This is a genomic window from Brevundimonas sp. DW-iso22, from assembly GCF_058725425.1.
Window position 1 is genome coordinate 1 of record NZ_JBZXEB010000002.1, and the last position, 13,477, is coordinate 13,477.

At 67.0% G+C, this 13,477-nt stretch carries 13 protein-coding genes and 1 tRNA gene; 8 read left to right on the top strand and 6 right to left on the bottom strand.

Going from position 1 to position 13,477, the window contains the following annotated elements:
- Nucleotides 1-287 precede the first annotated feature (287 nt).
- Both AC4PRM_RS00050 and AC4PRM_RS00055 read right to left on the bottom strand, forming a co-directional pair.
- A complete protein-coding gene (locus tag AC4PRM_RS00050) occupies nucleotides 288-1,496 on the bottom strand; it encodes an acyl-CoA dehydrogenase family protein (RefSeq protein ID WP_492038332.1) in 1,209 nt (402 codons plus the stop codon).
- Between the two features lie 141 nt (nucleotides 1,497-1,637).
- Entirely contained in the window at nucleotides 1,638-1,943 is a 306-nt protein-coding gene (locus AC4PRM_RS00055) for an SCP2 sterol-binding domain-containing protein (RefSeq protein ID WP_487923315.1), read from the bottom strand.
- A 155-nt stretch (nucleotides 1,944-2,098) separates the two neighbouring features.
- Between AC4PRM_RS00055 and AC4PRM_RS00060 the strand changes: the two genes are divergently transcribed.
- The 5 genes from AC4PRM_RS00060 (at nucleotide 2,099) to AC4PRM_RS00080 (ending at nucleotide 7,193) form a co-directional block, all read left to right on the top strand.
- A tRNA-Ser gene (locus tag AC4PRM_RS00060) sits at nucleotides 2,099-2,190 on the top strand.
- Nucleotides 2,191-2,281: 91 nt separating this feature from the next.
- A complete protein-coding gene (locus AC4PRM_RS00065; RefSeq protein WP_492038333.1) occupies nucleotides 2,282-3,865 on the top strand; it encodes an exopolysaccharide biosynthesis polyprenyl glycosylphosphotransferase in 1,584 nt (527 codons plus the stop codon).
- A gap of 3 nt (nucleotides 3,866-3,868) precedes the next feature.
- Complete coding sequence (locus AC4PRM_RS00070; protein ID WP_492038334.1) at nucleotides 3,869-5,320, top strand: lipopolysaccharide biosynthesis protein; 1,452 nt, start codon at nucleotides 3,869-3,871, stop codon at nucleotides 5,318-5,320.
- On the top strand, nucleotides 5,317-6,249 hold the full coding sequence (locus AC4PRM_RS00075; RefSeq protein ID WP_492038335.1) for a glycosyltransferase family 2 protein: 933 nt from the start codon (nucleotides 5,317-5,319) through the stop codon (nucleotides 6,247-6,249). Before AC4PRM_RS00070 ends, AC4PRM_RS00075 begins: the two co-directional genes overlap by 4 nt.
- The gene (locus tag AC4PRM_RS00080) at nucleotides 6,249-7,193 is read left to right on the top strand and encodes a glycosyltransferase (RefSeq protein WP_492038336.1); all 945 of its coding nucleotides are present in this window, start codon (nucleotides 6,249-6,251) and stop codon (nucleotides 7,191-7,193) included. The genes AC4PRM_RS00075 and AC4PRM_RS00080 overlap by 1 nt, the downstream gene beginning before the upstream one ends.
- Here the strand turns inward: AC4PRM_RS00080 and AC4PRM_RS00085 are convergent.
- On the bottom strand, nucleotides 7,190-7,891 hold the full coding sequence (locus tag AC4PRM_RS00085; RefSeq protein ID WP_492038337.1) for a P-loop NTPase family protein: 702 nt from the start codon (nucleotides 7,889-7,891) through the stop codon (nucleotides 7,190-7,192). The two genes, AC4PRM_RS00080 and AC4PRM_RS00085, sit on opposite strands and share 4 nt — an antisense overlap.
- Before the next feature lie 37 nt (nucleotides 7,892-7,928).
- The gene (locus AC4PRM_RS00090; RefSeq protein WP_492038338.1) at nucleotides 7,929-9,386 is read right to left on the bottom strand and encodes a GumC family protein; all 1,458 of its coding nucleotides are present in this window, start codon (nucleotides 9,384-9,386) and stop codon (nucleotides 7,929-7,931) included.
- Nucleotides 9,387-9,507: 121 nt separating this feature from the next.
- On the opposite strand from AC4PRM_RS00090, the gene AC4PRM_RS00095 reads away from it, so the two are divergent.
- On the top strand, nucleotides 9,508-10,272 hold the full coding sequence (locus AC4PRM_RS00095) for a polysaccharide biosynthesis/export family protein (RefSeq protein WP_492038339.1): 765 nt from the start codon (nucleotides 9,508-9,510) through the stop codon (nucleotides 10,270-10,272).
- A gap of 79 nt (nucleotides 10,273-10,351) precedes the next feature.
- On the opposite strand, the gene AC4PRM_RS00100 is transcribed toward AC4PRM_RS00095, so the two are convergent.
- Together AC4PRM_RS00100 and AC4PRM_RS00105 are read right to left on the bottom strand one after the other, a co-directional pair.
- Nucleotides 10,352-10,654 carry a sel1 repeat family protein gene (locus AC4PRM_RS00100; RefSeq protein WP_492038340.1) on the bottom strand — a complete coding sequence of 101 codons (303 nt, stop codon included), beginning with the start codon at nucleotides 10,652-10,654 and terminating at the stop codon, nucleotides 10,352-10,354.
- Nucleotides 10,655-10,845: 191 nt separating this feature from the next.
- Nucleotides 10,846-11,568, bottom strand: coding sequence for a glutathione S-transferase family protein (locus AC4PRM_RS00105; RefSeq protein WP_492038341.1), 723 nt, complete (start codon nucleotides 11,566-11,568; stop codon nucleotides 10,846-10,848).
- Between the two features lie 158 nt (nucleotides 11,569-11,726).
- Between AC4PRM_RS00105 and AC4PRM_RS00110 the strand changes: the two genes are divergently transcribed.
- Nucleotides 11,727-12,317, top strand: a complete 591-nt coding sequence (locus AC4PRM_RS00110; protein ID WP_373255459.1) for an RcnB family protein — start codon at nucleotides 11,727-11,729, stop codon at nucleotides 12,315-12,317.
- 894 nt (nucleotides 12,318-13,211) lie between these two features.
- Nucleotides 13,212-13,421, top strand: a complete 210-nt coding sequence (locus AC4PRM_RS00115) for an RcnB family protein (RefSeq protein ID WP_373255463.1) — start codon at nucleotides 13,212-13,214, stop codon at nucleotides 13,419-13,421.
- Nucleotides 13,422-13,477: the final 56 nt, after the last annotated feature.

The window sequence follows — 13,477 nt, forward strand, 5'->3', positions numbered from 1 at the left end:
TGCCAGCGCACGCTGTTAGTGCGAACGTTAAGGCAAGGGCAACCCGCGACATGACTGTCGTAGCAGCCAAAGTCCTTTGGGTCGATATGTCCGCTTCCCACCCCCAGCAGACGTTGAGCACGTCCGCTTTCGGCGCTTGGTGCAGAAACCCGGGACACAATCTCTCAGCGGTGTCGGCTGCCCGGCGGGTTCCAAACTGTCATCCCGGACCCACAAGCGATTTGGCTACGGCACCCTGCCTGCGGGTCCGGGGCTAAAGGTCTGGCCTGGAGCGAGGCGAGAGGGCCCTAGCCCCCGCGCCCCCCGTGTTTGGCATACTCCAGCCGCGCGATCGTGCGGTTGTGGACCTCGTCCGGGCCGTCGGCGAGGCGCAGCGTGCGGACGCCGGCGTAGAGTTCGGCCAGGGGGAAGTCGCCGCTGACGCCGGCGCCGCCGAAGGCCTGGATGGCGTCGTCGATAACCTGAAGCGCCATCTTCGGGGCGGCGACCTTGATCTGGGCGATCTCGGACTTGGCGTTCTTGGCTCCAGCCTGATCGATCATCCAGGCGGCCTTGAGCACCGACAGGCGGCACATCTCGATGTTGATGCGGGCGTCGGCCACGCGCTGTTCCCATACCGAATGCTCGGCGATCTTCTTCTTGAAGGCCGTGCGGGTCAGCAGGCGGTTGACCATCAGGTCCAGCGCGCGTTCGGCGGCGCCGATGGTACGCATGCAGTGGTGGATACGGCCTGGCCCGAGGCGCCCCTGGGCGATCTCGAAGCCCCTGCCCTCGCCCGCGATCAGATTGGTGGCGGGCACGCGGACATTGTCCAGCACGACCTCCGCGTGCCCAATGGGGCGTTCGTCATAGCCGAAGACCGTCAGCATGCGCTCGACCCGGAAGCCGGGGGTGTCGGTGGGGACCAGAATCTGGGACTGCTGCTGGTGGGTGGCGGCGCCGGTGTCGGTCTTGCCCATCACGATGGCGATGGCGACGTTGGGGTGGCCCATGTTGGTCGACCACCATTTGCGGCCGTTGATCACATAGTCGTCGCCGTCGCGCACGATGGAGGTCTGGATATTGGTCGCGTCCGACGACGCCACCTCAGGCTCCGTCATCAGGAAGGCGGAGCGGATGTCGCCCGCCATCAGCGGCTTGAGCCAGCGGGCCTGCTGGTCCTCGTTGCCGTACATATGGAGCACTTCCATATTGCCGGTGTCGGGGGCGGCGCAGTTGTAGACCTCGGCCGACCACAGGTGACGGCCCATGATCTCGGCAAGGGGGGCGTATTCCAGATTGGTCAGACCCGCGCCGTGATCGCCCGGCAGGAACATGTTCCACAGCCCGGCTTCCTTGGCCTTGGCCTTCATCTCCTCCATGGCGGGGGGCTGGACGGTGTGGTCGGCATGGACCTGGGCCCAGTATTCCTCGGCACGCGGGATGACGTGATCGGCCTGAAAGCGCTCCACGCGCTCCTGCCAGTGCAGGGCCTTGTCGGAATGTTTGAAGTCCATGGTGTTCCTCCCCCATCGGGGGAGGGGGACCGCGAAGCGGTGGAGGGGGCCAGCCCCGACCACTCGGCTTGCGATTAGCCCCCTCCGTCACGGCGCGAAGGTGCGCCGCGCCACCTCCCCCGATGGGGGAGGAATGACGCCTTATCGCTTCAGCAGCGGGGCCAGTTTCTGGGCGATCATCATGTCGCCGGCGATCTTCAGCTTGCCCTGCATGAAGGCCATCATGGGATCGAGCTTGCCGTCCGACAGGGCCATGAAGTCGTCCCAGGCCATCGAGACGGTGGCGTCGGCGGGCTTGTCTTCGTTGGTCACGGTGTTCGGGACCGAGGCACCGTCGATGTAGATCTTGCCGGTGTCGCCCAGGTCCAGCTTCACGGTCTTGCCCAGACCGGAGTTGTCGCCCACGGCGCCGCGGATGTGTTCGGTGACTTGAGCCAGATCGGGCATGTGCGTTTCCTCTGCTGATCGGTCCTGAAGACCGGTTGAGGACATGGACCTAGACCGGGAATGCAAGCGTGCCAAGGTCACGCGGCGTCAAGTTGGCGAGATCGCTGCGGACCCCGTTGCGCAAGCCATCGCCCTCGGCTAATCACCCGCTTACCGGAGACGTGGCTGAGTGGCTTAAAGCAACGGTTTGCTAAATCGTCGTACCCTGTAAGGGGTACCCAGGGTTCGAATCCCTGCGTCTCCGCCACTCCATGAAAAATCAGGCTGTTAACGCGACAGTGAGGGCGCGTGGGGCAGGATGGGCGCTGTTCCGACGCAGCCCGCTCAAAGCCCGCTTCATGCCCGATGCCGCCCGCCTGATGCCCGACCCCGTTCGCGGGGATGCCGTCGCGGGCGAGGCCGTGGCGGAGGCGGTCGTGGGCCTGCAGGCCCTGGCCAAGGGTCGCAGGAAGGCGTCACGCGGTGACGACAGCGCCGCGCGACGCGGGCCCTTTCGGCCGGATGTCTGGCTGAATGCGCGTCAAAGACATGCCTCTCGTCTGGCGGCCCATTATTTCCGTGCCTTCGACGTTCTGATCATCGTGGCGATCAGCCTGGGCTGTTCCGCGCTGAGCACGCCCGACAGCGTCTTTCAAAGCCCCCTCGCCCATGTCGCGCCCTATGTGATCGGGGCGGTGGTGGTGCTGGCCCTGATGCGGTCGCTGGGGCGGTACCGGTTTTCGCGGCGGCAGTCGGCCTCGTCGCACCTGACGTCGGTGATCGCCATCGTGGGCATAGGCGGGATCGCGGCCCTGGGCAGTCTGGCCTTCACCGGCGCGCCGCAGGGGCAGTGGATCGGGGTGCTGAGCTGGATCGCGCTGACGCTGATCGCCATGACCGGCCTGCACATGGGCTGGGGCGAGCTTGTGCGTAAGTGGCGGGCGTCCGGCGCTCTGACGCCCAATATCGTGCTGGTCGGGGCGACGCGTCGGGCCGAGAGCCTGATCCGGGAGGCGCTGAAACGGCGCGATCTGAACGTACTGGGCATCTTCGACGACCGGCTGGCGCGCGCGCCGACGGCCATCGAGGGGGTGCCGGTGCTGGGGACGGCGGATGATCTGCTGAGCCACAAGATGACGCCCTATGTCGACCGGATCGTCCTGGCCATTGACCCCAAGGCCGAGGCGCGCGTGCGCGAGCTCAACAACCGATTGAGCCTGCTTCCCAATGAAGTGACCCTGCTGATCGAGCCGACGGGTGCGGAAGAAACCAACCGCGCGCTGGACCGGCTGGCGGCCGCGCCACTGGCAGACATTCAGGGCCCGTTGGATCCGGACCGGCGGGCCTTCAACAAGCGCATTCAGGACATGGTGGTGGGTCTGATCGCCCTGATCCTGCTGGCTCCCGTCATGGCCGTGATCGCCATGGCCATCCGGCTGGACAGCCCAGGGCCGATCTTCTTTCGCCAGCGTCGCCATGGTTTCAATCACGAGGAGATCGTGGTCTGGAAGTTTCGGTCGATGCGCCAGGAGACCGCCGACGCCACCGCCAGCCGCCAGGTCACCCAGGACGACGACCGGGTGACGCGCATCGGCCGCTTCATCCGCAAGACCAGCCTGGATGAGCTGCCGCAACTGCTGAACGTGTTGACCGGCGAGATGTCTCTGGTCGGTCCCCGCCCCCACGCCATCGGCATGAAGACCGGTCATGTCGAGAGTGCTCGGCTGGTCGCCGACTATGCCCATCGCCATCGCATCAAGCCGGGCATGACCGGCTGGGCGGCCGTCAACGGCTCGCGCGGGCCGCTGCACACAGCTCAGGATGTGCGCCGCCGGGTGCAGCTGGACATCGACTATGTGGAGCGCCAGTCGGTCTGGCTGGACCTGTGGATCATGGCCATCACCGTGCCCGTCCTGCTGGGCGACGGCAGCGCGGTGCGCTGAGCCATGTTCTGGCGCGGGGTCTGGGGCTATCTGCCCGCCAATATCGTGCAGGGCGTGGTCGGGTTTCTGGCCATCATCGTCTTCACGCGCCTGCTGAGCCCGGAGGATTTCGGGCGGTATGCGCTGGCGTTTTCCGTCCTGACCCTGGCCCATGTGGCGGTGTTCAGCTGGATGGAGGCCTCGATGGCCCGGTTCTGGGCCTCGTCGAAACCGGGGGCCGACCTGATCGGCCATTTCGCCAGCCTGTACCGCGCCGCCGGCCTGCTGACGCTCGCCTTCGTGCCGGTGGTGGCTCTGGTGCTGTGGCTGTGGCCGGCCGATCCTCTGCTGAAATTTGCCCTGGCGGCGGGGCTGTCGGGGTGTCCGATCCGGGCTTTCGTCAAGCTGGCGCAGGAGCGGTACCGGGCGGCGGGCGAGGTGTCGAAGGCGGCGCGTCTGGACATGGCCGTGGCCATCGGCGGCTTGAGCATCGGCATCGGCTTTGCGCTGGCGGGCGCAGGCGGCGCGGCCCCCTTGCTGGGGCTGGGGTTGGCCCCGCTGATCGCCCTGCCCTTCATCCTGCCGGGCGAGCTGAAACACGGGGCCGGGGGACGGCTGGAGCGGGCGCGCGTCCGAGAATACGCCCTCTACGGCTATCCCATCGCGGCGTCGCTGGCGCTGACGGTGGTGCTGGCCTCGACCGACCGGTTTCTGCTGGCCTTCTACATGGATGAGGCGGCGGTGGGGGCCTATCACGCCAGCTATTCCATCGCGAACCGGACGCTGGACGTCATGTTCCTGTGGCTGGGCACTGCGGGTCAGCCGGCCATGGTCATGGCGCTGGAGCGCGGGGGGCTGAGCCAGCTGAAGATTGCCGCGCGCGAGCAGGCCTCGACCTTCTTCCTGATCGGCCTGCCCGCCGCCGCCGGGGTGGCACTGGTGGCGCGGCCGCTGTCGGAGGTGCTGATCGGCGAGGAGTTGCGGGTGGCGGCCACCAGCGTGACGCCGTGGATCGCCCTGTCGGCCCTGCTGTTCGGGCTGACGGCCTATTATTTCGGCCAGGCCTTCACCCTGGGTCGCAAGACCAAGCGGCTGCTGGGGGCCATGGCCATTCCGGCGGTGCTGAACATCGTGCTGAACTTCATACTGGTGCCGCGCTTCGGACTGGTCGGGGCGGCCTGGTCGACGGCGGCCAGTTTTGCCGTGGGCCTGCTGGCGACCTGGTTGATCGGGCGGCGGGTCGTGGCCCTGCCCGTGCCCTGGGACGCCCTGGTGCGCTGTCTGATCGCGACAGGGGTGATGGCGCTGGCGATGATGGCCCTGCCCGCCATCGGCGGGTTCGCGGAACTGGTGATGGATGCGGCGGTCGGGGGCGTGGTCTATGCGGCGGTAGCCCTGATGCTGAATGCGTCAGGCATACGAGATGTAGCGCTGGGTCTGGCCGCGCGCCTGCGGGCACGGGGCGCGGCGGCATGAGCGCGCATCTGACCTTCAGCCCGACGTGGCAGGCCGCGGAGCCGCGGCTGTCTGTCCTGACGCCCTTCCTGCGGGACGACCCGAGCGAACTGCTGGCCATGCTGGAGCGCGAGGCGGCTGCGCTGGCAGGTTCGGTCGAGATCATCCTGCTGGATGACGGTACCAGCGATGCGGCTCTGACCGCGCGGCTGACACAGCAACTGGCGAGCCTCACCCTCCCCGTCTGCCTGATCACCCTCGCCGCCAACGAGGGGCGTGCGATCGGGCGCAACCGGCTGGCCTCGGCGGCGCGGGGGGGCACGCTGCTGTTTCTGGACAGCGACATGCGACCGGACAACGACCGTTTCCTGAGGACCTGGGCGGAGCTGGTGCAGACGCGGGATCCCGCGGTGGCGTTCGGCGGCTTCTCCCTGTTGCAGGCCCCGACCGCTGCGAAGTTCGCGGTGCACCGGGCGCTGGCGACCGCATCCGAGTGCGTGGCCCATACCGAGCGGGCCAGGCAGCCCGAAAAATACGTCTACACCTCCAACCTGCTGGTCCGGCGCGATGTGTTCGAAGCCGAGGCCTTCGATCCCGGCTTCACCGGCTGGGGGTGGGAAGATGTGGAGTGGGCCATGCGGGTGGCGCGGCGGTTCGAGGTGCTGCACATCGACAATCCGGCCACGCATATGGGGCTGGATACGGTCCAGTCGCTGGCCGGCAAATACGAGCAGTCGGCCCCCAACTTCGCCCGCATGGTCCAGCGCCACCCGGAGATCGTCGCGGCCTATCCCAGCCACAAGGTGGCGCGGCTGTTGAAACGCGTGCCCGGCCTGCCGCTGTGGCGGCGCATGATGCGCGGCGGGGCCGAGGCGACCTGGCTACCGGTCAAGGCGCGAGCCTTCTCGCTGCGCCTGTACCGCGCGGCCCTCTATGCGGATGCGATCTGATGGCGGGTGATGTCGCTGTCATCATCCCGACCCTGCGACGGCCCGACGGCCTGCGCGATGCGCTGCGCTCGGTCTTCGCCCAACAGTCTGTCGGGGATCGGGTCGGCCAGGTCGTGGTGGTCGATAACGACCCGACGGGCTCAGCACGCGATCTGGTCGAGAGTCTGCAGGCCGAGACACCCTGGCCCCTGAACTATGTCCATGCACCGGTGCCGGGCGTGGCCACGGCGCGGAATGCCGGGCTGGCAGCGACCCAGGCAGCGCTGATCGCCTTTCTGGACGACGACGAGGTCGCCTCGCCCGGCTGGCTGGCGGCCTTGCTGGAGGGACAGACGCAGACGGGTGCCGATGTGGTGTTCGGCCCCATCACAGGGCGGGCTCCCTCGGCGGAGCCTTGGTTGCAGCCCTATCTGGAGCGGTTCTTCGGGCGTCACGGTCCGACGACGACGCAGGTGATCGACCATCCCTGGGGGTGCGGCAACTCCCTGATGGTAAGGGCGACCGCCCTGCCCGGCCCGGCCCCATTCAACACGTCCTCGGATCAGGCGGGCGGCGAGGATGATGCCCTGTTCGCAGCCCTGTCGGCGCGTGGCGGTCGATTCGGCTGGGCGGCGGACGCCTGGGTCGAGGAGTTCGCGCCCCCTCACCGGGCCACCCTGCGCTATGCCCTGGCCCGCGCCTTCGCCTATGGCCAGGGGCCCAGCCAGACGGCAGCGGCGGCAAAGGATTGGCCAGGCGTGGCGCGGTGGATGCTGATCGGGGCAGCGCAGGCTGTGGTGTGGGGCGCGGGCTCTGTCGCGCTGGCCGTCGTCCGAAGCCCACGCCGTGCAGAGATGTATGACCGGACCGCACGCGGCGTCGGAAAGCTGTTCTGGATGAAAGGGTTCGAGCCGCACTTTTACGGGGCGCGGGAACTGGCCAGGCTGGAGCGAGCGAAGGGCTAGCCCGCCAGCTTCTTCAGGAAAGCCGGTGGGTCGTAGGTCGAGCGGTTGACGACGACGCCGGCAATCCTGCCACCGGCGGCCTCGATTTCGTCGCGCAAGATCAGGGGCTCGTTAGGGGCCGTGCTGCCCGCCGCCACCACGATCACGGTCGAGTCGACGATGGGGGCCAGGGTGATGGACAGGTCGTTGCGGTCCGCGGCCGGGGCATCGATCACCACCGTATCGGCATGGCGACGCAGGGCGTCCCAGTAACGGGGGTCACCGATGGCCTCGGCGCGCTGACCCGCCCGCAGGGCCTCGGCCGCGAACTTGGTGACCCAAAGACGCCCGCCCAAGCAGGGTCGCGCGGTCAGCAGACGCGCCGGATGCACGGGTCGTCCGCCACGATCCATGATGCGGGGCGTCACCGCATAGAAGTTGGAGCCGTCGGGTGTGGCGATCGCTGCCTTGCCCAGCTTGCCGAAGCGGTCCGGCGACTGGGCCACGGCGTCCAGCTGTCCCTGCTGGGCCAGGTCGGCATCGATCAGCCAGACGGGCTTGCGCGCCCGGACCGCCGCCAGCCGGGCGTATTCGCGGGCCACAGTGGAGACGCCTTCGCCAGAGTTGGCCGCCGCGATCTGGATCACACGTCCGCGATGGCCCGGCGCGGGTCCCAGCGCCGCCCAGAGGGCTGCCATTTCGGATGTCAGATCGACCATGCGAATCGTTACGCGCTCACGACAGGCTTGAAGCCTATCATGCGCCGCGCGGCGCGGTCTTCATCGGCGCGACGGCCAGGACCGGCAGGTCCATGGTCCGCCCGACGGTCGCCGGCGTCGGATAGCCGCGCCGGGTGAAGACCCGCAGCAGACCCACACACAGGGCCGTCAAGCCCGCAAACAGGAAGGCGGCGGCCAGCAGGGGCAGTTTCAAACTGGTGCCCCGCGTCGGTGCTTCTGCCCGGGCGATGACATTGACGTTGTCGGCCCCGGCGGCGACCAGGGCACTGTCGGCGCGGGCGGCGCTCTCGCGCTGCTGGAAGTCGCGGATGGAGGCGGTCAGGACCTCGCGGTTGCCGGCCAGATTGGCGTTGGTCGATTCCAGCTGGGTCAGCTCGGCCTGGCGGGCGCGCAGCTGCGCCAGCTGACCCTCCAGAATGCCGAGGCGCGCGCGCAGGGCATCGCGGTCGGCGGCGGCGTTGATGCGGGTCGTCTCGATCTCGGTGAAGATGGTGCTGGGGCCCGTGCGGACCTCGCGCGCACCGACCGTGGTTCCAGTGGCCACATAGGCCTGAAGCTGGGCGATCTGCTCGTCCAGATCGCGGACCGGCTGAGCGTCTTCGTTATAGCGCGCCAGCAGGTTCTCGCGCTGGGTGCGCAGGGTCAGGATCTGGTCCTGGGCCTGGACGTTCAGATCCTGCTGCAGGACGACCTCAGCCGGCTGCTGGGCCAGCTGGCGCTCCAGGGTGGCCAGCCGCTGCGACGCCTGGCTAAGCTGGGCGCGAACCGACAGGGTCTCGGCATAGGTCGTCTGATAGGTCGCGGCCAGGGTCGCCTTGGCCGTGGCGAAGTCGCCGATGTTGTTGGTGCGCAGGAAGTTTTCATAGGCGGCATCGGCGTCGCCCAGTTCATCCTCGAAGGCCTCGCGCTGGCTGGCGATGGCGGGGGCTGCGCGGTCGCGGAAAAGGGTTCGGCGCTGGACCAGATACTGGTCGATGACGGCATTCAGCACGGTGGCCGCGCGTTCCGGGTCGCCGCTTTCGTAAGAGACGGAGATGATGGCACTACCCGGCGTGACGCCGACGCCAAGACCGCCGTCGATGGCCTTGACCGCTGCCGTCACCTGTTCGGCGCGTGTGCCCTTGGCTTTGGGACCCAGGACGGCGGCGGGGCCGAGCACCTCGACAGCGCGACGCTTGACGCCCAGGCTGTTTAAGATGGCGGCTTCTGACTGGGCGACGGCGTCGGACTCCAGGGTCTGGCCCCGCTCGGTGATCGTGCCGACCCGGGCCTGATAAGCATATTCCTGACCCACGCCGGCATAGATGCTGGCAGTCGAGGTATAGGTCTTCTTCATCGTCAGGACGACGGCGGCCCCGATGGCGAAGATCAGCAGGAAGACCGCGATCATCAGCATCAGCTCGCGGAACAGCAGGCCCACGACGTCCATGAAGCCGTAGCGCGGGCGGGCTGTGGTGTAGGCCGTCGAACGCATGGCGCGCACTGATTCCATCAAATCGGACTGTGATGATCAGCCTTGGGCCACCGGCGTTAACTGATGGTTACCCATGTCCGCTAACCTGTGTTTCGACATCGCCTTCAGGACCGATTCTGCCATGCCCATAGACCGCCGCCTGCTTCTGTTCGGCATGGGTGCCCTCACCACCGGAATGGTCGGTGGCTGCGCAAGCACGGGCGGCATGGCCTCGCGCCTGATGGGCCCGGGCACCGAGCCCGGCGGCAATCGCGTCCAGACCCTGGACCGCAACAGCTTTCCGGAAATCGGCTTTTCCGAATGGAGCGACGCCGAGCAGGAATACGTCCTGTATCCCGGGGACGAGATCGAGATCGCGACCCCGACGGCCACCGAACTGACCCGGACCCAGCGGATCGGACCGGACGGACGTGTGTCCCTGCCCCTGGTCGGCCAGTTGATGGCGGCGGATCGGACCATTGCAGAACTGGAGGCCGATGCATCCAGTGCCTATGCCAGCCAGTTGAGACGGCCGATGGTCGAGGTGACGCTGAAGACCGCCGGACCGATCCGCGTCTGGGTCGGGGGTGAGGTCCGCACGCCCGGCATGATCGAGATGAGCGGCGACCTGGACGCCTATCAGGCCATCATCCAGGCCGGGGACTTCCTGCCCACGGCGCGCCAGCAGGAGGTGGCTTTGATCCGGCGCGGTCGCGGTGGGACGCGTATGCTGCGGGCGGCGGACTTGCGGCCTCGTCGGGGCGAGGTCATCGCCCTGCGGCGGGGCGACATCCTGTTCGTGCCGCGCACGACGCTGGGCGAAGTTGCCAACTTCGTGACCCAGTTCCGCAATGCCCTGCCAGTGGGCTTCACCTATGCGCTGGGCGGGCAGTATCAGCAGTTTTAGAGGCGCTAACGCTCGCGACGCGGTCGCTCGCTGCTTGAGCGCGGGTTGGGGCGCTAACGCTCGTCTGCAGGCTGCCGCCTCAGGCTGCGAGGCTGACCACGCCCGCGTCGATCCAGCGGCGAGCCGCCTTCTGAGCTTCCGAGATTTCCTCGCGCTCCATCTCGTTCGACATTTCGCGGCGATAAACGCGCGCTTCGATCGAGCCCTTCATGGAGGCGAGGTTGAAGATCATGTGGGCCGAGACGCGGTCGATGGGGCAGCCGTTCTGGCCCGTCGAATACATCATGCCCAGCCGGAACAGGTCGTCCCCGCTCATGTCGGCCGTCGGCAGGGGCAGGCCCTGCTCGTGGATTGCGTCAGGCGCGGTTTCTTGCGCGATCATCACCGTGTCTCCTGGAACCGGCCTTTCTGGCCCTTCCTGTGACGCCGATAAGATACCCGTGGTTTGAAGTTAATGTTAACGGCCAAACGGTGGCGAAGATGTTTTTCGTAAAGCCAAAATGAAGATGTCAGCCCACCTTCATCAAGCTGAAATCTGTTGGAAACCCGGCGTTTACAGTCGTTGGCGAGAGCTTAACGACCACGCTGTCCGAACAGCACCTTGCGGGCCTCCTCGGCCGCCTTGCCGCTGGCGGCCAGATTGGCACGTAGTTCATCGCCGACGGCCCTTCCCTTGATCACCGCCGGTCGTTCGCCGACACGCGCCAGCCAGGCCTTCAGGTTCGGAAACTCATCGATGTTCTGACCCTGATGCTCGGGCAGGATCCAGGGCCAGATAGCCATGTCGGCGATGGAATAGGCCCCGGCGACGAAATCGCGATCGGCCAGGCGGCGGTCCAGCACGCCGTAGAGACGGTGGGTCTCGTCCGTGTAGCGTCGCACGCCATAGGCGATCTGGCGCTGATCCTTGATGATGGCGGGCGCATACTGGCGGAAATGATGCGTCTGCCCTGCCATGGGACCAAGGCCGCCGACCTGCCAGAACAGCCACTGGTCGATCTCGGCCCGGCCTCGGGCATCCTTGGCGTAGAACTGGCCGGACTTGGTCGCCAGATATTGCAGGATCGCGCCTGACTCGAAGATCGATAGCGGCAGGCCGTCCGGCCCGTCGGGATCGACGATAGCGGGCATGCGGCCGTTGGGGCTGATGGCCTGAAAGGCAGGTTCGAACTGTTCGCCCGTGCCGATATTCACCGGCTTTACCTCGTACGGCAGGCCCATCTCCTCCAGCGCGATCGACACCTTCCAGCCGTTGGGCGTGGGCCAGTACCAGAGCTGGATGGGGGCGGTGGTCATGGCGCGGCTCCTGTTCACCTTGCCATCTGGGCATGGTGCCGCACCCGCGCAAGCTGACAGACCCATTCAGGCACAGTTCATCGGCCGCGCGCGAAGTTTGGTTATCAAACGGGCCGGATCGCCTTTTCCGTCGCCGACCCGAGTAAAGGAGAACGATCATGAACCGTTTTACCAAGGCCGCCGTCATCGCCGTGGCCATGGCGACGACCGCCATTCCAGTGGCCGCTGCGGCCCAGGACCGGGGTGACCGCCGCGAATACCGCCAGGAACGCCGTGACGACCGCCGCGAGTTCCGTCAGGAGCGCCGCGACGACCGTCGCGACTTCCGCCAAGGCGACTATCGCAACCGCGGCGAGTACCGCCGTGACCGCCGGGACGACCGTCGGGACTTCCGCGAAGATCGCCGCGATGACCGCCGGGACTTCCGTCAGGAGCGCCGGTATGACCGCAACAATCGCAACTGGTGGCAAGGCCGCGCCGACTTCCGCGACTATCGCGGTGCCCGCCAGGGTTACTGGTACGCCCCGAACCGGGGCTACTATCGGGTTGAGCCGCGCTACTACAACACGCGCTGGACGCGCGGCAGCTACCTGCCCTCGGCCTATCGCGGCTATTACGTGAACGATCCCTACGTCTACGGCCTGCGTCCGGCCCCGCGTGGCTATCGCTACGTCCATGCCGGCAACGACATCGTCCTTATCGCCGTCGCATCTGGCCTGATCGCAAGCGTACTGTCCGGCGTCTTCTAAATCGGGCACAGTAGAGTTGAAGCGCCCCGTCGATCTCTGTCGGCGGGGCGTTTTCATGACGAAAGCGTAAGAAATGACGGACCGTCGTTCAGTCTGGGTTCATGCGAAAACACCGATCCTCTGTCCAAGCCACCCACTGGGTGTGCGGAGATCAGGAAGACGATGAAACGGTCATTGTTGATGGCGGCTGCGGTCGCTTCGTTTGCTGTCCCGGCGGCAGCCCCCATGGCTGTTCTGGCCCAGGACCGGGAAGCCCGTGTAAATCAGGATGGCCGCGTTAGTAGTGGCGATCGTGGATCGCGCGGTGAACGGCAACGCACCGAGCGCCCTCAGGAACCCAGAGCTGAACGCCCACGAACGGAGCGCCCAGAGCGGCCACGCCCGGAAAGGCCTGACCGTCCGCAGACTCCTGAGCGGCCCAGCACACCCCGCCCTGATCGACCGGAAAGGCCGGAGCGTCCCGACAGACCCGACCGACCAGATCGTCCAGAAAGGCCGCGCCCCGACAGGCCAGATCGCCCGGACAGACCTGACCGACCCGACAGGCCGCGCCCCGACAGGCCGGACCGTCCGGATCGGCCCGACAGACCGGATCGTCCTCGTCCAGACCGTCCAGATAGGCCGGACCGCCCTGACAGGCCTGATAGACCGGACCGGCCCGACAGGCCCGACCGCCCGAACAGGCCGGATCGTCCCGACCGTCCCGGCTGGAACAACGACCGCGACCGTGACCGCAATCACCGGGAGTTCCGTCGTCGCTTCAACAGCGAGCAGTGGCGCCAGAACTGGTATCAGAACCGCGATCGCCACTGGTGGCGTAACGACCGGCGTTTCCGGGGCTACAGCGGCCTGAGGATCGGCTTCTATTTCGCGCCCGGCTATGGCTACTACAGCGTGCCGCGCAGCTACTATAACCGCGACTACCGCGTGGGTGAGTATCTGCCGACGACGTTCTGGCGGTATCAGCTGAACGACTGGCGCACTTATGGGCTGGGCTATCCACCCGAGGGCACGCGCTGGGTGCTGGTCGACAACAACATCTATCTGATCGACCAGTATGACGGCTACATCATCGAAGTGATCCGCGACGCCTGGAGCTGGTAGCCTTCTGTACACGGATGATGCGCCGCCCGGTCCTGCGACCGGGCGGCGTTTTCGTG